We start from the raw sequence: 18089 nt of genomic DNA on the forward strand, positions 1-18089 counted from the left end.
AAAATGTTGGATAGTAAAGTAGGGAGTAAAGCGACATGAAAGAAATTGAATTAAAATTAAAAGGTGAAATAAATAGACTAACAAATAAAACATTTAAATTTGACGAACGCGTTGGAGAAGGTTGGTTCTCTGCCGTTTACTTTTTAAAGACTAGAGAAATCATTGAAGAATTTCGCCCGAAAAGTGTTGTAACGATGCAATTTTTCCAAAAGGAAAATGCAGTTCTTTGCGGAACAGATGAAGTGATTGCGTTGCTACAAACATTCGCTAAAAATCCTGAGGAACTTGAGATTAACTCTTTAAAAGATGGCGATAAAATTAGTCCATTTGAAACAGTGTTAACAATTCATGGTCCTTATGAAAATTTCGGATTTTTAGAAGGTGTCATTGATGGAATTTTAGCTCGTCGTACATCGGTTGCGACAAACGTATATAACGTTGTCCAAGCTGCGCGTAGCGTAGATAAAGAAAAACCAGTTATTTTCATGGGAGACCGTGATGATCATTATACACAACAAGCTGGTGACGGTTATGCAGCATACATCGGAGGTATGAGCGCACAAGCGACGCATGCGATGAATGAATGGTGGGGCAAAAGTGGTATGGGGACGATGCCTCACGCATTAATTCAAATGTTTAATGGTGATGTTGTGGAAGCGGCAAAAGCATATCATAAGAAATTCCCAGAAGATGAATTAGTTGTATTAATTGATTACAACAATGATGTCATTACAGATGCACTTCGCGTAGCGCGTGAATTTGGATCAACATTAAAGGGTGTACGTGTAGATACGTCCCGCACGATGATTGATCAATACTTTATTCGCCACCCAGAAGTACTTGGAACATTCGATCCACGTGGTGTAAACCCATCGCTTGTATTCGCACTTCGTAAAGCACTTGATGAAGAAGGATTCCAGCATGTAGACATCGTTGTAACTGGTGGATTTGATGAGAAGCGTATTCGTGAATTTGAAGCTCAAAACGTACCTGTTGACATATACGGGGTAGGAAGTAGCTTATTAAAAATGAATATTGGCTTTACTGGTGATAATGTAGAACTAAATGGGAAACCAGAAGCAAAAGCTGGTCGTAAATATCGTCCAAACCCACGTTTAGAGCGTGTTCAATTAGAAAAAAGAGAAGAGATGTAAAAGAGAGAAAAACTGATAGGTGATTGACCCTATCAGTTTTTCTGTTATCATAGTATAGCGGCTTCTTTTTTGCTATAATGGACTTATTATGGACATATAAAGAAGTACGTACGAGTTTATCCTGATAAGTGAAGGGAAAGAATAACTTCACTACATCAAAAATGTATGATGATTACCAAAATAAGAAAAGATTCATATACTGTCTTATAGATAGGCCGTTGTATTAGTTCGAAATGTTGGAGGTTCTTTAAGATGACAGTTTACCATTTTGTAGGAATTAAAGGAACAGGAATGAGTTCATTAGCGCAAATTCTTCATGATATGAAGCATACTGTTCAAGGGTCTGATTATGAAAAGCGTTTCTTTACACAAACAGCGTTGGAAAAGCGTAGTATCTCGATCCTTCCTTTTGATAAGAATAATGTAGAAGAAGGACAAGTGATTATTGCAGGAAATGCATTTCCTGATACGCATGAAGAAATCGTAGCAGCAAAAGAATTAAACATCCCAGTCCATCGTTACCATCATTTCTTAGGTGACCTGATGAGCCAATACACAAGTGTTGCTGTAACTGGTGCACACGGAAAAACATCAACAACAGGTTTGTTAGCCCATGTAATGCAAGGTGCACACCCAACATCTTACCTTATTGGAGATGGAACAGGGCATGGGGTAGAAAATAGTAAGTATTTTGTATTTGAAGCTTGTGAGTATCGTCGTCATTTCTTGTCTTATAATCCAGACTATGCAATTATGACGAATATTGATTTTGATCATCCAGATTATTTTGCAGACATCAATGATGTATTCAGTGCATTCCAAGAGATGGCATTGCAAGTGAAAAAAGGCATTATTGCATGTGGAGATGATGAAGAACTTCAAAAAATTCAAGCGAAAGTACCTGTTATTTTCTATGGATTTGGAGAAGATAATGATTTCCAAGCACGCAACATTCAAAAGAGAACAGATGGTACAATATTTGATGTATTCGTTCGTAACACGTACTATGATACGTTCAAAATTACAGGATACGGCAATCACAGCGTATTAAATGCGTTAGCAGTAATCGCGCTTTGCCATTATGAAAATGTTGATGTAGAAGCAGTAAAACATCAATTAACAACTTTTGAAGGCGTAAAACGTCGCTTTAATGAAAAGCCGATGGGAGAGCAAGTAATCATCGATGACTACGCACACCATCCGACAGAGATTAATGCAACGATTGAAGCTGCTCGTCAAAAACATCCAGAGCGTGAAATTGTCGCTGTATTCCAGCCACATACATTCTCACGTACAGAAAAGTTCTTAGATGAGTTCGCAGAAAGCCTAAGCAAGGCTGACCAAGTATACTTATGTGATATTTTCGGATCAGCACGTGAAAACAAAGGTGAATTAACAATCGAAGATCTGCAAAAGCGTATTGACGGTGCAGAATTAATTACAGATACAACAACGGATGTATTAAAGAAACATAAAAACGGCGTTCTAATTTTCATGGGCGCAGGTGACATCCAAAAATTCGAAGCGGCTTACGTAAAAGAAGTTCAAGTTGCAGAGAAATAATAGAAAAGACGCATAGCTTGGCTGTGCGTCTTTTTTATGTTGTCGTGGTTGTGCATTAATGTTGAAACGTCGATATATATGGAGTTGTGTTCGATATATTTCAAAAATCGTTGATATATTGGTACGCGTTTTGAAATATAAATGTTAGAATAATAAGAAAACTAAAAAGGGGACTAAAAAACATGTTCACACTCCGAGTAGATGACGAAATCGAACTACAATTACTAGAAAAACATCATAAAGAGGAATTATATCAATTATTAGATCAAAACCGTAATCATTTACGAAAATGGCTCCCTTGGGTAGATGGGACAAAATCTGCTGATGCTTATGATGAAATTTTTCCGATGTGGTTAAAGAAGTTTGCAGAGGGAGACGGTTTTGAAAGTGGTATACGTTACAAAGGAAAGCTCGTTGGGATGGTAGGCATTCATCCAGTGAGTTGGGGGAAGAAAGCGACGAGTCTTGGGTATTATCTTGCAGAAGATGCTGGCGGGAAAGGTATTATGACGCGTAGCGTAAAGGCTGTACTTCACTATGCATTTGAAAATTTAAAGCTGAATAAAATTGAAATTCGGTGCGGTGTTGGAAATGCGAAAAGCCGAGCAATTCCAGAACGTTTAGGATTTAAGTTAGATGGTATTTTACGAGATGAAGAATGGCTATATGATCATTTTCATGATATCGCTGTATATAGTTTACTAGCTTCAGAATGGAAAGAGATTCGATGAACGAGAAGATTCGTATTGTTCCATATGAAGGTACGTTTCAAGAGGAAGTAGTAGATCTTATCGTTCATATTCAGCAAAAAGAGTATAATGTTTCAATTACGAAAGAAGAGCAACCTGATTTACTTGAAATAGAAACATTCTATCAAAAGGGTCACGGAAACTTTTGGGTAGCAATTTATGATGGTAAAGTAGTTGGAACAGTAGCTTTATTAGATATTGAGAATCATCAAGTAGCGCTAAGAAAAATGTTCGTACAAAAAGAGTTTCGCGGAAAAGAATGGGGCGCATCACATATGTTGCTTCAAACAGCAATTTCATGGGCTGAGGATAAAAAATTGAAAGATATTTACTTAGGAACAACAGTAAAATTTTTAGCGGCACATCGTTTTTATGAAAAGAATGGTTTTCAAAGTGTGAGTATAGACGAGTTGCCGAAAAACTTTCCGGTGCTACAGGTAGATAAGAAATTTTATAGGTACATTGTGTAAAAGGTCATTTAGAAATGGCCTTTTTCTATGAACCAAAATGGAAATAGTGGTATAATTTGGATTATGGGGTGTAGGTATGAACTTTCCAATTCAAAGAAGTAAGTCAGTAGTCATTTTCTTTTGTCTTACGTTAGTTTTTATGTTTATATATCCAATTGTCATGCTTTTCACTAATAAAGCGCATTGGATGTCAGCGTTGATCGGGATGGGTTTATGCTTCATTGTAAATGTACCACTCGTTTGGGAAGTATTTATTAAAAAACATAAAGTAGAAAATGGCGTATTAAAGTACGGTATTTTAAATGATGATATTGTATTAAAAGATGTGAGAATTATACGTCAGGTCGGAAAGTCTCTTGAAATTACGACGAATGCATATAAAGTACATATGGTTGCGATGCCGCAAAATATGGATGAATTCTTGGCGCTTATAGAGAAAGAAAATCCACATGTGAAAATAGAAATGGCAGGTAAGAAATGAAATATATAAAACCTTTTTTTGCTTGGAAATTATGCTGGTGTTTGCTATCTGCACTAGGGTAAATATGAAATGGAACCTGCCTTTATATGTACCCATATTAATAGGTACTATCGCAGTGGCACTTTTATATTATTTTCATTTTCAGCAAACAAAAAGTAAGAACAGTAGCTCGATATAGAGTGAGGATAATAAAAAAACGCTCGGCGAAAATTCCGAGCGTTTTTCATTATTTTAAGTTCTCTGGGTTTAAAGCTTCTAATTCAGGTACAACGAAGCGCCCGTCTTTACGGATTAGTACGTCGTCAAAGTAAATTTCGCCGCCGCCGTATTCAGGGCGTTGGATACATACTAAGTCCCAATGGATGTTCGAGTTGTTACCGTTCCATGCATCGTCGTAAGCTTGTCCAGGAGTGAAGTGGAAGCTGCCATCGATTTTTTCATCGAATAGGATGTCTCCCATTGGATGTAAGATGTATGGGTTTACGCCGATTGCGAACTCACCAACGTAGCGTGCGCCTTCGTCTGTATCGAAGATTTTGTTAATGCGTTCTGAATCGTTTGCAGTTGCTTCAACGATTTGGCCGTTCTCGAACTTAAGTTGTACATTTTCAAATGTATAACCGTTGTAAGGAGATGGTGTGTTGTAAGAAACTGTACCGTTAACAGAATCACGAACTGGTGCAGAGTATACTTCACCGTCTGGAATGTTTAAATGACCTGAGCATTTAATTGCTGGAATGTCTTTAATAGAGAATGTTAAGTCAGTTCCAGGACCAGTTAAACGAACTTTATCTGTTTTATTCATTAATGTAACAAGGCTGTCCATCGCCTTATCCATTTTACCGTAGTCTAAGTTACATACTTCAAAGTAGAAGTCTTCGAAAGCTTCTGTACTCATTTTAGCAAGCTGTGCCATAGAAGCATTTGGGTAGCGAAGAACAACCCAGCGTGTTTTTGGAACGCGAATGTCTCTATGAACTTTTTTACCAACTGTTTGGCCATGAACTTTCATACGCTCACTTGGAACGTCAGCTTGTTCATTAATATTATCGCCAGAGCGAAGGCCGATATAAGCGTCCATGTCTTTCATTACGCTTGCTTCATATGCAGCGATTTGTTCGAAATGTTCTTCAGTAGCACCCATTAATAAAGAGCGATCTACTTGATGATCTTTTAAAGAGACGAATGGGAAACCACCAGCTGCATATGCTTCTTTTACAAGTGCAGTTACAAGTTCTTTTTGTAAGCCAAAGTTTTCAATTAATACTTTTTCACCTTTTTGTAAGCGGATAGAGTAGTTAATTAAATTGTATGCTAACTTTTCAATACGTGGATCTTTCATATGTAAAGCCTCCCTACTAATTATGTATCCTCTCCTATTGTAACCTACTTAGTGGAATTTGTTGAATGATTTATGTTACAGTTAACGAATAAGTATGAAAATTCTAATGATGAGATAGGGATTAGAATGAAACGGAAAATGATTGTATAATAGGGGAAAGTATGAAAAAGATAAAGGAAGTGATGAAATGCAAGTTCTTTTATATGTAAGTGCGGCTATTATCGCGGTTGCTTTCGCAGTATTAGTAGTGTATGTATGCAGAACGTTGTTATCGGTTCAGAAGACGTTAGAAAACGTTGCAAGCACGTTAGAAGGTTTAGAAAAACAAATGCAAGGAATTAGCGTAGAGACAGAGCAATTATTACATAAAACGAATGCGTTAGCTGATGATATTCAACAGAAGTCACAGTCATTAAATAAAGTGGTAGCGGGTGTAGATGGGATTGGAACGACAATCCAATCTTTAAATACGAAGCTTCGTAATGTATCAGACTCTGTAACGGACGAAATTGAAAATAACGCTGATAAAGTAGCGCAAGTTGTACAGTGGAGCAGTGCGGCGATTGAAGTATACAATCATTACCGTGCGTCGAGACAAGAGAAGAAGGTTGAAAAAGAAGAGCGTAAATTAGAAAGAATTGAGAAAAAAGCTGAAAAGAAAGAGAAACGCTCTAGATTTCGTATGAGAGGTGAATCGTGATGAATATGACAAAACTTGAAACAATTGAAGAGCTTGAAGTCTTAGTAGAAAAGAACGAGCCGTATGTTCTTTTTAAACACAGTACGACATGCCCAATTAGTCACGGTGCATACACAGAATTTCAAGCGTATTGCAGCGAAGAAAGAGAAGTACCAGCGTATTACTTATACGTACAAGATGCGAGAGATGTGTCAAATCGTGTTGCAGAACAATACAGTATTAGACATGAATCACCGCAAGTGTTATACATAAAAGATGGGATGGTAGTATGGAATACATCTCATTGGAATATTAAAAAAGATGCTTTAGAAGAGAATATAAAGTAAAAAGAAGCAAGCTAAAGGTGCTTGCTTCTTTTTTTTGTTTTTGTTGAAATATATTTAGTGGTACACTATTAATAGTTCAAACTAAATAACTAGATTGTTGAAAGTAGGTTTTAAGTAATGAAGAAAATGGCATTATCCTTCGCAGTCGTAAGTTTATTACTGGGAGCTTGTAGTAACAATAGTAATACGATTAGTAAGAAGGATGAAGTTATACAAAAAGATACAAAAGAAAAAAGTATGATTCCGAGAACTGCTGTTTCTAAAGATTATTATAGAACTGTTATTCCTTTAAAAGAACAAAAGGTTATTAATACAGCTAATATAAAAACAAATTCTAAATTAGATTTAGCAGAGTATGAAAATGGTTTAATAAATATTGCAACGCAGCAATTTGATACAGAGAGTCACGTACTGCAATTAAACCAGTATATTCCAGAGAAACTAATTGATGAACTAGTTGCGAAAGTAGAAGCGCCAGTTTTGACGAATATTATAGAACAAGACTATTTCGGAAAACAGAATTCAAATGAATTAAGTTTATCTGGTGTTATGATTGGCTTAGCTATGTCTTCAAGTGTATCGAATGAAGAGGCTATGTCTAAAGGGACTGAAGTTGCTAAACAACTTATTGAAGCTATTAACAAAAATGATAAGTATAACAAATCTCCAATTACGTTTGCTATCTTTAAGCAAGAAAGTACTAGTTCTTTAAAAAATGGTACGTATATTGCTAGTGCTACTGTTCAAAAGAATGATACGAACCTTGGAAATTGGAGTACAATTGATGAAAAGTCGTATTCATATCCTTCTGATGAATTTACACAAGCACATGGAGAAGATAATACAAAAATAAATAACTTTGCTAAGGAAATAAAAGGTTTTTCTAATGGAGATTTTATTCCAGTCAACGCTAAAGTTTCTTATAAGAAAAATCAAATGGATACATTAAATATGAATATTGTTATTAAATATAACGGTAAAACAGAATTAATGGCTCTTACCCAATTGGCTGCTCAAGGCATGTTAGACAAATTGCCTAAAGATGCGAAAGTACAATTACAGATCAAGTCCGAGAGTAAAATTGAGGCCGTTATTATAAAAGAGAAAAACAGTGATAAACCGTTTGTTTCCTTCTTGTAAAAAAAGACAGTATATAAACTGTCTTTTTTTTATTTTAAATGAAAATATATAATGTTTTTTGATAGTAATTCCTTGCTGTATATCGTGTGACAATCGTATATGTATCAGCTATAATAAATTATCTTAAAAAAGTAACATATAGGAATTTGAAAGAGGTGGATTTCTTATGGCATCACAACAATTAGGTCGTTTACGTTCTGAAATTGATCAACTTAATTTACAAATATTAGAGTTACTAAACAAAAGAGGTCGTCTCGTACAAGAAGTTGGTAATTTAAAAGAAGTACAAGGTGTGAAACGTTTTGATCCTGTACGTGAAAGAAATATGCTGGATTTAATTGCAGAGAATAATAATGGTCCATTTGAAACTTCGACTTTACAACATATTTTCAAACAAATTTTTCAAGCTGGTTTAGAATTACAAGAAGACGATCATCGTAAAGCATTACTTGTTTCTCGTAAGAAAAAAACAGAAGATACGATTGTTGAAATTAATGGTGAAAAAATTGGTGACGGAAATCAGCATTTTATTATGGGACCGTGTGCAGTGGAAAGTTATGAACAAGTACGTCAAGTTGCTGAAGCAATGAAAGGGCAAGGTCTGAAATTAATGCGTGGTGGTGCGTTCAAACCACGTACTTCACCGTATGATTTTCAAGGTCTTGGATTAGAGGGATTACAAATTTTGCGCCAGGTAGCAGATGAATATGATTTAGCTGTTATTAGTGAAATTTTAAATCCGAATGATATTGAGATGTCATTAGATTACGTTGATGTTATTCAAATTGGCGCTCGCAATATGCAAAACTTTGATTTGCTAAGGGCAGCTGGTGCTGTAAATAAACCAGTATTATTAAAACGTGGTCTATCAGCAACGATTGAAGAATTCATTAATGCGGCAGAATATATTATGGCAAAGGGAAATGGGAACATTATTTTATGTGAACGAGGTATTCGCACGTATGAAAGAGCGACGCGTAATACGCTTGATATTTCCGCTGTGCCGATTTTAAAGAAAGAAACACATTTACCTGTCGTTGTCGATGTAACGCATTCTACAGGGCGACGTGACCTTCTCTTACCAACTGCAAAAGCAGCGATGGCAATTGGTGCAGACGCAATTATGGCTGAAGTACATCCAGATCCAGCTGTAGCTTTATCTGATGCAGCGCAACAAATGAATATACCGCAGTTCAATGATTTTATGAATGAATTAAAATCATTTGGAAGTAAATTATAAAAACTTTTAATGAGCTGTTCCAAAAAGGCATTTTGGAACAGCTTTCTCCTATTGTATAGCGACTGTCATTGTCGATTTTTGTTGGTAAGTTGATATATTTAAAAAATCGCTGATATAATTAGAGTTGCGGTCGATATATTTGGAAAATCGCTGATATATTTCGAGTTACAGTCGATATATTCGAAAAATCGCCGATATAAATTTCATTTACTATCGTACTGCTTAAAATAAGATTTCTACTAAGGAAACATCTATTTTTTTACAAAAAATGCCCTTTTTTCATAAAAAATACGAAAATACGAGAAAAGAAGCGAATTTTTTCGAAACTTTTGCGGGAAAATATTGTATGAGCCTGCGTTTTTATCGTATCATTAGTAAAAGGAAGAACTCGGGACGATTGGTGGCATCTGCAAATAGAGTTGATGTCTTTTTTTCATTCAAGTAACCGATACATAAAAATAGATAACAAAAATAGAAGGAGTGTGCGATGAGATGAACGTAACAATATATGATGTAGCGCGTGAAGCGAACGTTTCAATGGCTACCGTATCACGCGTTGTGAACGGTAACCCAAATGTAAAGCCTACAACAAGAAAGAAAGTATTAGAAGCAATTGATCGTTTAGGATACCGCCCAAATGCGGTAGCACGTGGACTAGCAAGTAAGAAGACAACTACAGTAGGTGTTATTATTCCTGATATCTCAAATACGTTTTATGCAGAACTAGCTCGTGGAATTGAAGATATCGCAACAATGTACAAATATAACATCATTTTAAGTAACTCTGACCAAAATAAAGAGAAAGAGTTCCATTTATTAAATACGATGCTTGGAAAACAAGTGGACGGAATTGTTTTCATGGGTGAAGATATTACAGACATTCACATTGAAGAATTTAAAAAATCTCCAGTACCAATTGTATTAGCAGCATCATTTGATGAGCAAAATGAAACGCCATCAGTAAATATTGATTATACACAAGCAGCTTATGATGCAATGAAGCACTTTATCGAGCAAGGACATAAACGTATCGGTTTCGTCTCTGGTCCTTTCATTGATAAAGCGGGAAGCGCGAAGAAGTTACAAGGTTACAAAAAAGCTTTAGAAGAAGCAGGTATTTCATATGATGAAAATCTTGTAATCGATGGAGATTACACATATGACTCAGGTATCGAAGCATTCGAAAAGCTTTGGAGCAATGATGAAAAGCCAACAGCAATCTTCGTATCTTCTGATGAAATGGCACTAGGTGTAATCCATGCAGCACAAGACGCTGGATTAAACGTACCAACTGACGTAGAAGTACTTGGTTTCGATAATACACGCCTTGCATTAATGGTTCGTCCCCAGCTTTCAACAGTTGTTCAACCGATGTATGATATCGGTGCAGTAGCAATGCGTCTATTAACAAAGTATATGAACAAAGAAAAAGTGGAAGATCACACTGTTATCTTACCTCACCGTATCCAATTTAGAGATTCAACGAAGTAAGTATAAAAAAGCTCACAGCGATTGCTGTGAGCTTTTATTCGTATTCAGGATAGTATTTTTGTACGACTGCATTTACCATTTCGTCTTTCTTAACGTGTAAAAATCTTGCATACAATTCTTTTCCGGTTTCAAATGGGGTATCGTCTAATTCAAACACATGCAATAGTTTTCGAAACGTCCATGTTATTTGCTGGCCGTACTTATTATCGTACGTATGCTCAGACTGTATAGCGATTTGTTCACCTAGTGCATGAGCTTCTTCCAAACTGTTTGCTTTAACAAGAATAATACTTTCTTCAAAAAGTGTATCGTGATTCTCTTCATAATGCTCATCAATTTTCGTAGAATCAGGCTCATCAGAATGAACGGACTCAAATAATAATTTTACAGCGTACATATTATGCAGCATGTTTCACTTTATAAATAATACTTGCGACAAGCGAAGCAGGTATTGTAAATACGTTACTTTGATAATGGTAATGTACTTGGGATTCTTCATAAGACATGTTGTCATATAGTTCGTTTTGTGAGACACTCATTTTTTTCTGTTTTTCTTTGAGCATTTTAATGTAGTTGTACTGTATTGGGACGAGAATGATGAAATAAGCTAATACAATTAGTGAAATCCAAATCATTATGAACACTCCCTTACAAAGAATATTTCTATATAACAATTATATCAATAAAAAGAAAAAATAACCATTTTTTTATTGGAGCTAATTTTCTTCTAGAAATGCGAACAGTTCCTTTTGGTTTTTTAAATTATGATCAATACATGTTCGAGCAACATATTTCAATCCTTGTAATAATGCATCTACGTGAAAAGTATCATAATGAATTGTATTTCCCTCTACCATCGTTTCGTCTTTTTGCAAGTTAATTGATATTTTTAATACAGTTATATTACTTTGTAAATTTACAACTTCGATGTAAAAAAACTGTTTGTCTAAGTCAATCGTAACATAATCGAATCGTTCGGATAGCTCTAATTTACATGTAGTAGTATATTCCAAATGAAAGCCTCCTTATTGTATAAGTGTATGTTATAATGCCTTCGCTATAGCTGGGACTATTCCTTGTTATATGTCACATAAGTGCAAATTTAACTATTATAGGGCAATGTCATGTATAATAGAAAGAAAAGGCTTGTGAGGGGGGAAAAGAGATGATCGTTCTTTGGATAATTACGCTTTGTATGACTGCTATTTTTGCATATATGACGTTAAAACAAAATGGTTTAAAGCGATTTGTTCCAGGAAGTATTCTTGCAGGAATTGCCCTTATCACGTATGTAATTTCTATTTTTATTGAAAGTGTATCAGTAGATATGAGCACAAGTTTAATGTTTATTGGTATTACACTATTTGCAGGTAGCATTATGGTACTTATGGTTGCTGGTATTATTTTATTTATTCATATGAATTCGGAAACGTTATAGCATATAGAAAAGGCATGTCCCAAGGGGACATGCCTTTTTATCCGTTCAATTATGCTCTATCTTTAGAAGAGTTTTGCTGTTTTAGTAAATCACGAATTTCGCCAAGAAGTTCTTCTTCTTTTGTTGGCTCTGGAATTTCTTCCTCTTTTTCTTCTTCTTTTTTAGATGTTAGTTTGTTGAAAACTTTAACAAACATAAAGATAGAAGCTGCGATAATTAAGAAGTCAAAAATTGTTTGGATGAAGTTACCATACATAACAGCAGATTTACCGTATCCAAAGTGTAAACTTGTAAAGTCAACGCCACCTAATACCATACCAAGTAATGGTGTGATGATATCTTTTACTAAAGAACTAACGATTTTACCGAATGCAGCACCGATTACAACCCCGACAGCTAAATCAACGACATTCCCTTTGAAAGCGAATTTTTTAAACTCGTTCCACATGTGTTAATCCCATCCTTTCCACGATTCATTATGAAATTTATAATTCCTATCAACATATTCTATAGAAATTTACGAGAGAAATAAAGAGGGAATGGGAATGAAAGTAAATTCTGAAAAATGTATCCGTTTTAATTTTTGTTTACATCATCTAGTAAAGATTGTAGCATTTGCTGCGTTTTTAATCCTTCTAATCCATCTACAACAGGCTTTGTATCGCCTTGTACACACTCAATAAAATGATGAACAGCATCTTCAAAACCACGTTGTTTTAACGTCGTATCCCATGATGGGGAACCACTTTGTGAAACTGAGTTTTCCTGTTCAATTTCAAATGTATTCATATTTCTTACGCGAATGATTTTCCCTGGCATTACAAGTTCAATTTGTTCTAAATTTGTACCGGCATGGCGATGCATTGCAGTAGAAAGTAACAGTCCACTTGGAGTTGTATATGTATGATGTCCGTAAAGAAGTTCATTCTTTTCAGTGATTTGCATCATATTGTGAACGACGTTAAGGTCATCATTAGCTAACCAGCGAGCAGTATCTACAATGTGTAAATAATCATCTAACATAGTAAAGTCGTACGTATATGGCCCGACTTTATTTGTGCGATGCTTTTCAATTCGAATCCATGAAATATCATTAGCCTGTTCTTTGGCAGCAACATACATAGGAACGAATCTGCGATTAAATCCGACCATTAATTTTCGGTTATACTTCTCGCTTAACTCGACTAGTTGCTCAGCTTGTTCCACTGTAGCTGCTAGCGGTTTATCAACATAAACGTCGATCCCTTTTTTTAGAAGTTCAGAAACGATTTCATAATGCGATGCAGTTGAACTATGAACGAAGATTGCATCGCATTCCGAAGCTAACATTTCAATAGAATGAAAGTCTTGAATTCGGTATTGCTGGCAAACTTGTTTTCTTTTCTCTGCGTTAGGTGTAAACGCCCCTACAAAATTCCAATCAGTTTCTTTTGTAAGTGTTGGAAGATAGGCCTTTTGCGCAATACTTCCAAGTCCAATCATCCCAATTTTAGGTTTGTTCATTTTATTCCCACCCTATTAATATTAATGTAACGGCTTAAATGTAGCATAGGGTGGGGGAGGAAGGCAAAAATTAGCTTTTTACTTACGGCCTTCTAACAAAATCTTCTCTATCTCTTCAAAGTGATGAGCGCGAGCATGCTCTAACGGGGTAACACCATCATTGTCTGGAATATTTACATCTGCACCGTGCTCAATAAGAAGGCGAATGACTTGTTGCTGTGTTTCGTTTCCGTTACTTAGTACGATGGCTTCCATTAAAGCTGTCCATCCCAGGTTATTTACATGATTTACATCAATATTTGTTCGAGTGAGGAGTTCTTTTATAACGTCAATATAGCCATGTTCTGAGGCTGGGATAAGAGCTGTTCCGCCGTAACGATTTGTAATCGTAGGATCTGCAACAGCATCAATTGTTAGCTTTAAAATGTCTAAGTAACCTTCCGCACCGGCGTATAGAAAGGGATTGTTTTTCATGTCATCTTGGATATTTACGTCAGCACCAGCTTCGATAAGCGCTTTTGCGGTTTTTACATCATTTTTGTATGTAGCAATCATAAGCGGAGTGCGTCCTTGACTATCCGTCGCATTTATATTTGCGCCTTTTTTTAGTAAAGATATAACAGTATTCGTTTCATTTTTTTCAGTAGCTGCTAGTAGTGCAGTCTCCATGTTTGTCATCTCCTTTTTTACTTCTTGTTCTTGCGAGCATCCTTGTAAAAAAATTACGCAACATATCATACTGAATGTTTTTTTGAACATGGAATTTCAACCTCCTAATTTCAACTGTAAAATAGGAACATTAAATTTTTATAAACTGGCGCTAAAATTACTATAAAATCGCTTGAGTAATTGAACATATATTTTTATGCTTATAAATAATAAGGTTTGATAAAGTGAGGATTTAAGATATGTCTATTAAAACAAGGTTTTTATTTTCTTATATTGCTGTTATCCTCGTTTCTATTACGCTTATATTAGTCGCGGGATTTTTAATCGTTTTTTCGATAACAGGTGACTTGGAAGCAGTGAAAAATTTCTATAAAAGTTCTTACATTCAAAAGCCGCTTACACCAGAAGAAGAGAATGCCTATCTTGAGTTGAAGTCAGCAGCCAAACAGCATCAATCTCAATTGTTAGATGAGTCGTTTGTCTCAGCAATAGAAAAAGAGGGTGTGAAAATAGTAGTAAGAAAAGGAGAAACACTTTCATATGCTTCAAACGTATTTGAAAGTGTATCTTTAAAAGAAGCCCTTCCGAAATTTGAATCAGCAAATATTAATAGTCGTGGTACAACGGAACTAGGCGATACATTTTATCGATATGTAAAGTTTGATTTTTATTTTCCTCAGGAAGAAGAGGGAAGTATATTTGTATTAAAAAAGCAAAGTTCATTTGTAGATCTTACACAAAAATTATTTCCAATCTTATTTGTATCTCTCTTACTACTAGCCATTTTACTCATTGGATTATTAAGTTACCTCGTTTCAAGAAGTGTAATAAAACCAATTTTTGTATTGAAAGGCGCAACGGAGAAAATTAAAGAAGGAAATTTAGATTTTCAAATACCAGTTACATCACACGATGAAATAGGGCAATTAAATCAAGGATTTGAGGAAATGAGGAAGAGATTAAAAGAATCGATAGAGATGCAAACACAGTATGAAGAAAATAGAAAAGAGCTTATTTCAAACATCTCTCATGACTTAAAAACACCGATTACATCAATTATCGGATATGTAGAAGGAATAAAGGACGGGGTAGCAAATACGCCAGAAAAAATGGATAAGTATTTAACAACTATCCATACGAAAGCAAAACATATGGATACACTTATTGATGAATTATTTTTATTCTCAAAGCTCGATTTGAATCGAGTTCCCTTTCAGTTTGAAACGGTTGAATTGAATACGTTTATGCAAGAGTTAATCGAAGAGATGCAAATGGATTTAAGTAAAGAAGGTATAGAAGTTAACTTACAATTACATGCATCACCACTATATGTAACGGCTGATTGCGAAAAAATCAATAGAGTTATATCAAATTTAATTCATAATAGTGTGAAATACATGGATAAAGAAGAGAAGAAAATTACTGTAATAGTATCGAGTGATAATAATAAAGTTATTGTGAAAGTGATGGACAATGGATCAGGTATAGAATCTGATACGCTACCTTATATCTTTGAACGTTTTTATCGTGCAGAACAATCGCGGAATTCTAGCACAGGTGGAAGTGGACTTGGTTTAGCAATAGCGAAGCAAATTGTTGAAGAACATGGCGGGGAAATTTGGGCGGAAAGCGAGCTTGGTAAAGGCACAAGCATTTTCTTCTCATTGGAAAAAGTAGAGGAATGTGGTGAGTAAATTGAAAAGAATTTTATTAATAGAAGATGAAGTAAGTATTGCAGAATTACAGCGAGATTATTTAGAAATTAATGATTTCCAAGTTGATGTAGAGCATTCAGGAGAAATAGGTTTACAAACAGCCTTGCAAGAAGACTATGATTTAATTATTTTAGATATTATGCTTCCGAAAATGAACGGATTCGAAATTTGTAAACAAATACGTGCTGTAAAAGATATTCCGATTCTACTTGTTTCAGCAAAAAAAGAAGATATAGATAAAATTCGCGGACTCGGATTAGGAGCGGATGATTATATAACGAAGCCGTTTAGCCCGAGTGAATTAGTCGCAAGAGTAAAAGCACATATTTCTCGTTATGAAAGATTATTAGGAAATGTAAGTAAGCAACGCGATACGTTATATATTCACGGAATTTCTATCGATCAACGAGCGAGGAAAGTTTTTATAAACAATGAAGAAGTGGCATTTACAACGAAGGAATTTGATTTATTAACATTCTTTGTCACACATCCAAACCAAGTATTAAATAAAGAACAGTTATTTGAACGCATTTGGGGATTAGATTCCGCTGGTGATTTAGCCACTGTTGTCGTCCACATTAGAAAGCTACGTGAAAAAATTGAAAGAGATCCTGCTCACCCGCAATATATTGAAACAGTATGGGGAGCTGGTTATCGTTTTAACGTGTAATATACCTGCCGAGTAATTGGCAGGTTTTTTGTATGTTATTCGAATGAAAAGGAAGAAATAGGTAATTTGTGTTAAAATGTAAAGAGAAACAAAACAGAGGAGAGCATAGGGAGCGAGCTATATGTTGGGGGATATATTAAAAGATAATAAATCAAATAAGACTTTAAAGATTGGAACTAATATCGTACTTATCTTATTGATTATTGGTGCAATACAAATGTTTTATGATGAAGATTCTACGAATGATCATTTCGGTTGGTTCTTTTTTGCGATCTTTTGGGTAATTAAAAGCATTTCTAGCTCTAAGGTAAGTTTAAAAGATAGAGATAAAAAGTCGGTATTACTTGATGTGGGTTTAGTGGTTATTTCTTTTGTTTTTTTAGTTGTTTTTAGTGTGAAATATTTCTTTTGAAAAAAGCTCATAGTCGTATAGAGGCTATGAGCTTTTTATCAGTGTTTAGGTTTTCTTAATAATAATGGTACTAACGATTTATAAAATGTTTGAGTAGTAGAAGTAAACTGAGCAGCTTCTTCTAAAAAAGGATAATGGTTGCTGTTTTCGAATGGAATGAAGATAGAATTACGTATCCCATCATGTATCTCGATAGAATATTGAATTGGGCACTGTACATCATATCTTCCGCATATAATAAGTGTCTTTGTTTGGATGGAAGGTAAATTCTCTCTTAAATCAAATGAAGGATATTCATTGGCGAAAGCATTCATCCGGCTAATGGACATTGTTTTATTGATTGGTTTACAAAAATAAGAGTTGTAGTTTTCTGGTTTATACAATGATAATTTTGTTCTCTTAGTAGATAGTTCTTTCCGTTCTTCATTTGTAAGGTGAGGGCTTTTTAAGTTTTCGATGAGTTTTTGCATATAATGAAACTGTGGATGTGCTGGGTGATAAATGCAGAATGGTGTTTCGGTATAGTTACTTGCTGCAGCTCCTGCTACGACTAATGATTGTAAGGAATGTGGATATGTAATTGCATATAAAAGTCCAAGCATACCACCTGTTGAATGGCCAGCGAAATGCCATGTTGGAAGTTGTAATGCTTCTCGTATGGCTTCCAAGTCGTGGATTGTTTCAATCATGCTTAATTCTTTTTCTGAATTGGCTTTTAACGAGTTACCAACGTCTCGTAAATTAATGAGAAATACACGATGCGTAGCAGTAAAAACATCCGCAAAGTAATCACCAGTTTCATTAAATTGTGAATAGTGATGTGTAATACAAAGCGATTCGCCATCTCCTTTTGTAAAGAGTTCAAATGTGCCACGTTTCGTGTGGATCATTTGTTGTATCCACATAATATCACGACCTTTCCTCATAAAATCCATTAGTACATAAAAATATATCAGCGATTATTAGAATATATCGGCGCAACTCGGAATATATCAGCGATTATCAAAATATATCGGCGCATCTCGA

General features: G+C 35.1%; 22 protein-coding genes and 1 pseudogene. 15 read left to right on the forward strand and 8 right to left on the reverse strand.

Annotated features, from left to right (window positions below; translation table 11 throughout):
* The first annotated feature begins 35 nt into the window (after positions 1-35).
* The 6 genes and pseudogenes from ACTFRU_RS26165 to ACTFRU_RS26190 all read left to right on the forward strand — a co-directional run bounded on the left by ACTFRU_RS26165 (position 36) and on the right by ACTFRU_RS26190 (position 4595).
* A complete protein-coding gene (locus ACTFRU_RS26165; RefSeq protein ID WP_000658370.1) occupies positions 36-1154 on the forward strand; it encodes a nicotinate phosphoribosyltransferase in 1119 nt (372 codons plus the stop codon).
* 252 nt (positions 1155-1406) lie between these two features.
* Positions 1407-2717, forward strand: coding sequence for a UDP-N-acetylmuramate--L-alanine ligase (gene murC / locus ACTFRU_RS26170; protein WP_000219468.1), 1311 nt, complete (start codon positions 1407-1409; stop codon positions 2715-2717).
* A 182-nt stretch (positions 2718-2899) separates the two neighbouring features.
* On the forward strand, positions 2900-3448 hold the full coding sequence (locus tag ACTFRU_RS26175; RefSeq protein ID WP_000494681.1) for a GNAT family N-acetyltransferase: 549 nt from the start codon (positions 2900-2902) through the stop codon (positions 3446-3448).
* Positions 3445-3936: a GNAT family N-acetyltransferase gene (locus ACTFRU_RS26180; protein WP_001003158.1), complete on the forward strand. Its 492-nt coding sequence runs from the start codon at positions 3445-3447 to the stop codon at positions 3934-3936. The genes ACTFRU_RS26175 and ACTFRU_RS26180 overlap by 4 nt, the downstream gene beginning before the upstream one ends.
* A gap of 76 nt (positions 3937-4012) precedes the next feature.
* A complete protein-coding gene (locus ACTFRU_RS26185) occupies positions 4013-4417 on the forward strand; it encodes a PH domain-containing protein (RefSeq protein WP_006926864.1) in 405 nt (134 codons plus the stop codon).
* Positions 4414-4595 (forward strand): annotated as a pseudogene (locus ACTFRU_RS26190) (hypothetical protein). Before ACTFRU_RS26185 ends, ACTFRU_RS26190 begins: the two are co-directional and overlap by 4 nt.
* Before the next feature lie 48 nt (positions 4596-4643).
* Here ACTFRU_RS26190 and ACTFRU_RS26195 read toward each other — a convergent pair.
* Complete coding sequence (locus tag ACTFRU_RS26195) at positions 4644-5759, reverse strand: aminopeptidase (RefSeq protein WP_000654729.1); 1116 nt, start codon at positions 5757-5759, stop codon at positions 4644-4646.
* 187 nt (positions 5760-5946) lie between these two features.
* On the opposite strand from ACTFRU_RS26195, the gene ACTFRU_RS26200 reads away from it, so the two are divergent.
* The 5 genes from ACTFRU_RS26200 to ccpA all read left to right on the forward strand — a co-directional run bounded on the left by ACTFRU_RS26200 (position 5947) and on the right by ccpA (position 10656).
* Positions 5947-6459 carry a DUF948 domain-containing protein gene (locus ACTFRU_RS26200; RefSeq protein ID WP_001197720.1) on the forward strand — a complete coding sequence of 171 codons (513 nt, stop codon included), beginning with the start codon at positions 5947-5949 and terminating at the stop codon, positions 6457-6459.
* A complete protein-coding gene (ytxJ, locus tag ACTFRU_RS26205; RefSeq protein WP_001057469.1) occupies positions 6459-6785 on the forward strand; it encodes a bacillithiol system redox-active protein YtxJ in 327 nt (108 codons plus the stop codon). The genes ACTFRU_RS26200 and ytxJ overlap by 1 nt, the downstream gene beginning before the upstream one ends.
* A gap of 117 nt (positions 6786-6902) precedes the next feature.
* Positions 6903-7925, forward strand: a complete 1023-nt coding sequence (locus ACTFRU_RS26210; protein WP_006926860.1) for a CamS family sex pheromone protein — start codon at positions 6903-6905, stop codon at positions 7923-7925.
* A gap of 166 nt (positions 7926-8091) precedes the next feature.
* Positions 8092-9165, forward strand: coding sequence for a bifunctional 3-deoxy-7-phosphoheptulonate synthase/chorismate mutase (locus ACTFRU_RS26215; RefSeq protein ID WP_000168214.1), 1074 nt, complete (start codon positions 8092-8094; stop codon positions 9163-9165).
* A 492-nt stretch (positions 9166-9657) separates the two neighbouring features.
* Positions 9658-10656, forward strand: coding sequence for a catabolite control protein A (ccpA, locus tag ACTFRU_RS26220; protein WP_001103297.1), 999 nt, complete (start codon positions 9658-9660; stop codon positions 10654-10656).
* Between the two features lie 34 nt (positions 10657-10690).
* On the opposite strand, the gene ACTFRU_RS26225 is transcribed toward ccpA, so the two are convergent.
* The 3 genes from ACTFRU_RS26225 to dhp61 all read right to left on the reverse strand — a co-directional run bounded on the left by ACTFRU_RS26225 (position 10691) and on the right by dhp61 (position 11669).
* On the reverse strand, positions 10691-11053 hold the full coding sequence (locus ACTFRU_RS26225) for a DUF4288 domain-containing protein (RefSeq protein ID WP_002024884.1): 363 nt from the start codon (positions 11051-11053) through the stop codon (positions 10691-10693).
* A gap of 1 nt (position 11054) precedes the next feature.
* On the reverse strand, positions 11055-11291 hold the full coding sequence (locus ACTFRU_RS26230) for a DUF3949 domain-containing protein (protein ID WP_000637902.1): 237 nt from the start codon (positions 11289-11291) through the stop codon (positions 11055-11057).
* A gap of 81 nt (positions 11292-11372) precedes the next feature.
* On the reverse strand, positions 11373-11669 hold the full coding sequence (gene dhp61 / locus ACTFRU_RS26235) for a protein Dhp61 (RefSeq protein ID WP_000456863.1): 297 nt from the start codon (positions 11667-11669) through the stop codon (positions 11373-11375).
* 152 nt (positions 11670-11821) lie between these two features.
* Here dhp61 and ACTFRU_RS26240 point away from each other — a divergent pair, with 152 nt between their 5' ends.
* The gene (locus tag ACTFRU_RS26240) at positions 11822-12094 is read left to right on the forward strand and encodes a DUF3917 domain-containing protein (protein WP_000636589.1); all 273 of its coding nucleotides are present in this window, start codon (positions 11822-11824) and stop codon (positions 12092-12094) included.
* Positions 12095-12143: 49 nt separating this feature from the next.
* Here ACTFRU_RS26240 and mscL read toward each other — a convergent pair whose 3' ends face one another.
* From mscL to ACTFRU_RS26255, 3 genes are all read right to left on the reverse strand, one after another.
* On the reverse strand, positions 12144-12542 hold the full coding sequence (gene mscL / locus ACTFRU_RS26245) for a large conductance mechanosensitive channel protein MscL (protein ID WP_000267011.1): 399 nt from the start codon (positions 12540-12542) through the stop codon (positions 12144-12146).
* A gap of 128 nt (positions 12543-12670) precedes the next feature.
* Positions 12671-13597 carry a Gfo/Idh/MocA family protein gene (locus ACTFRU_RS26250; RefSeq protein ID WP_135811592.1) on the reverse strand — a complete coding sequence of 309 codons (927 nt, stop codon included), beginning with the start codon at positions 13595-13597 and terminating at the stop codon, positions 12671-12673.
* 78 nt (positions 13598-13675) lie between these two features.
* Positions 13676-14356, reverse strand: coding sequence for an ankyrin repeat domain-containing protein (locus tag ACTFRU_RS26255; protein ID WP_440037963.1), 681 nt, complete (start codon positions 14354-14356; stop codon positions 13676-13678).
* Between the two features lie 149 nt (positions 14357-14505).
* On the opposite strand from ACTFRU_RS26255, the gene ACTFRU_RS26260 reads away from it, so the two are divergent.
* From ACTFRU_RS26260 to ACTFRU_RS26270, 3 genes are all read left to right on the forward strand, one after another.
* The gene (locus tag ACTFRU_RS26260; protein ID WP_135811591.1) at positions 14506-15960 is read left to right on the forward strand and encodes a sensor histidine kinase; all 1455 of its coding nucleotides are present in this window, start codon (positions 14506-14508) and stop codon (positions 15958-15960) included.
* Position 15961: 1 nt separating this feature from the next.
* The gene (locus tag ACTFRU_RS26265) at positions 15962-16651 is read left to right on the forward strand and encodes a response regulator transcription factor (RefSeq protein ID WP_002024886.1); all 690 of its coding nucleotides are present in this window, start codon (positions 15962-15964) and stop codon (positions 16649-16651) included.
* Between the two features lie 121 nt (positions 16652-16772).
* Entirely contained in the window at positions 16773-17063 is a 291-nt protein-coding gene (locus ACTFRU_RS26270) for a hypothetical protein (protein WP_000900161.1), read from the forward strand.
* Between the two features lie 38 nt (positions 17064-17101).
* On the opposite strand, the gene ACTFRU_RS26275 is transcribed toward ACTFRU_RS26270, so the two are convergent.
* Positions 17102-17989, reverse strand: a complete 888-nt coding sequence (locus ACTFRU_RS26275; RefSeq protein ID WP_440037964.1) for an alpha/beta fold hydrolase — start codon at positions 17987-17989, stop codon at positions 17102-17104.
* Positions 17990-18089: the final 100 nt, after the last annotated feature.

Origin of the sequence: Bacillus cereus group sp. MYBK220-1, from assembly GCF_051916445.1 — a bacterium.
Classification (GTDB): Bacteria; Bacillota; Bacilli; order Bacillales; family Bacillaceae_G; genus Bacillus_A; species Bacillus_A cereus.

Coding starts and splice junctions, on each gene's coding strand:
- ACTFRU_RS26165 (WP_000658370.1), top strand. CDS start 36: ATGAAAGAAATTGAATTAAAATTAAAAGGTGAAATAAATAGACTAACA.
- murC (WP_000219468.1), top strand. CDS start 1,407: ATGACAGTTTACCATTTTGTAGGAATTAAAGGAACAGGAATGAGTTCA.
- ACTFRU_RS26175 (WP_000494681.1), top strand. CDS start 2,900: ATGTTCACACTCCGAGTAGATGACGAAATCGAACTACAATTACTAGAA.
- ACTFRU_RS26180 (WP_001003158.1), top strand. CDS start 3,445: ATGAACGAGAAGATTCGTATTGTTCCATATGAAGGTACGTTTCAAGAG.
- ACTFRU_RS26185 (WP_006926864.1), top strand. CDS start 4,013: ATGAACTTTCCAATTCAAAGAAGTAAGTCAGTAGTCATTTTCTTTTGT.
- ACTFRU_RS26195 (WP_000654729.1), bottom strand. CDS start 5,759: ATGAAAGATCCACGTATTGAAAAGTTAGCATACAATTTAATTAACTAC.
- ACTFRU_RS26200 (WP_001197720.1), top strand. CDS start 5,947: ATGCAAGTTCTTTTATATGTAAGTGCGGCTATTATCGCGGTTGCTTTC.
- ytxJ (WP_001057469.1), top strand. CDS start 6,459: ATGAATATGACAAAACTTGAAACAATTGAAGAGCTTGAAGTCTTAGTA.
- ACTFRU_RS26210 (WP_006926860.1), top strand. CDS start 6,903: ATGAAGAAAATGGCATTATCCTTCGCAGTCGTAAGTTTATTACTGGGA.
- ACTFRU_RS26215 (WP_000168214.1), top strand. CDS start 8,092: ATGGCATCACAACAATTAGGTCGTTTACGTTCTGAAATTGATCAACTT.
- ccpA (WP_001103297.1), top strand. CDS start 9,658: ATGAACGTAACAATATATGATGTAGCGCGTGAAGCGAACGTTTCAATG.
- ACTFRU_RS26225 (WP_002024884.1), bottom strand. CDS start 11,053: ATGTACGCTGTAAAATTATTATTTGAGTCCGTTCATTCTGATGAGCCT.
- ACTFRU_RS26230 (WP_000637902.1), bottom strand. CDS start 11,291: ATGATTTGGATTTCACTAATTGTATTAGCTTATTTCATCATTCTCGTC.
- ACTFRU_RS26240 (WP_000636589.1), top strand. CDS start 11,822: ATGATCGTTCTTTGGATAATTACGCTTTGTATGACTGCTATTTTTGCA.
- mscL (WP_000267011.1), bottom strand. CDS start 12,542: ATGTGGAACGAGTTTAAAAAATTCGCTTTCAAAGGGAATGTCGTTGAT.
- ACTFRU_RS26250 (WP_135811592.1), bottom strand. CDS start 13,597: ATGAACAAACCTAAAATTGGGATGATTGGACTTGGAAGTATTGCGCAA.
- ACTFRU_RS26255 (WP_440037963.1), bottom strand. CDS start 14,356: ATGTTCAAAAAAACATTCAGTATGATATGTTGCGTAATTTTTTTACAA.
- ACTFRU_RS26260 (WP_135811591.1), top strand. CDS start 14,506: ATGTCTATTAAAACAAGGTTTTTATTTTCTTATATTGCTGTTATCCTC.
- ACTFRU_RS26270 (WP_000900161.1), top strand. CDS start 16,773: ATGTTGGGGGATATATTAAAAGATAATAAATCAAATAAGACTTTAAAG.
- ACTFRU_RS26275 (WP_440037964.1), bottom strand. CDS start 17,989: ATGAGGAAAGGTCGTGATATTATGTGGATACAACAAATGATCCACACG.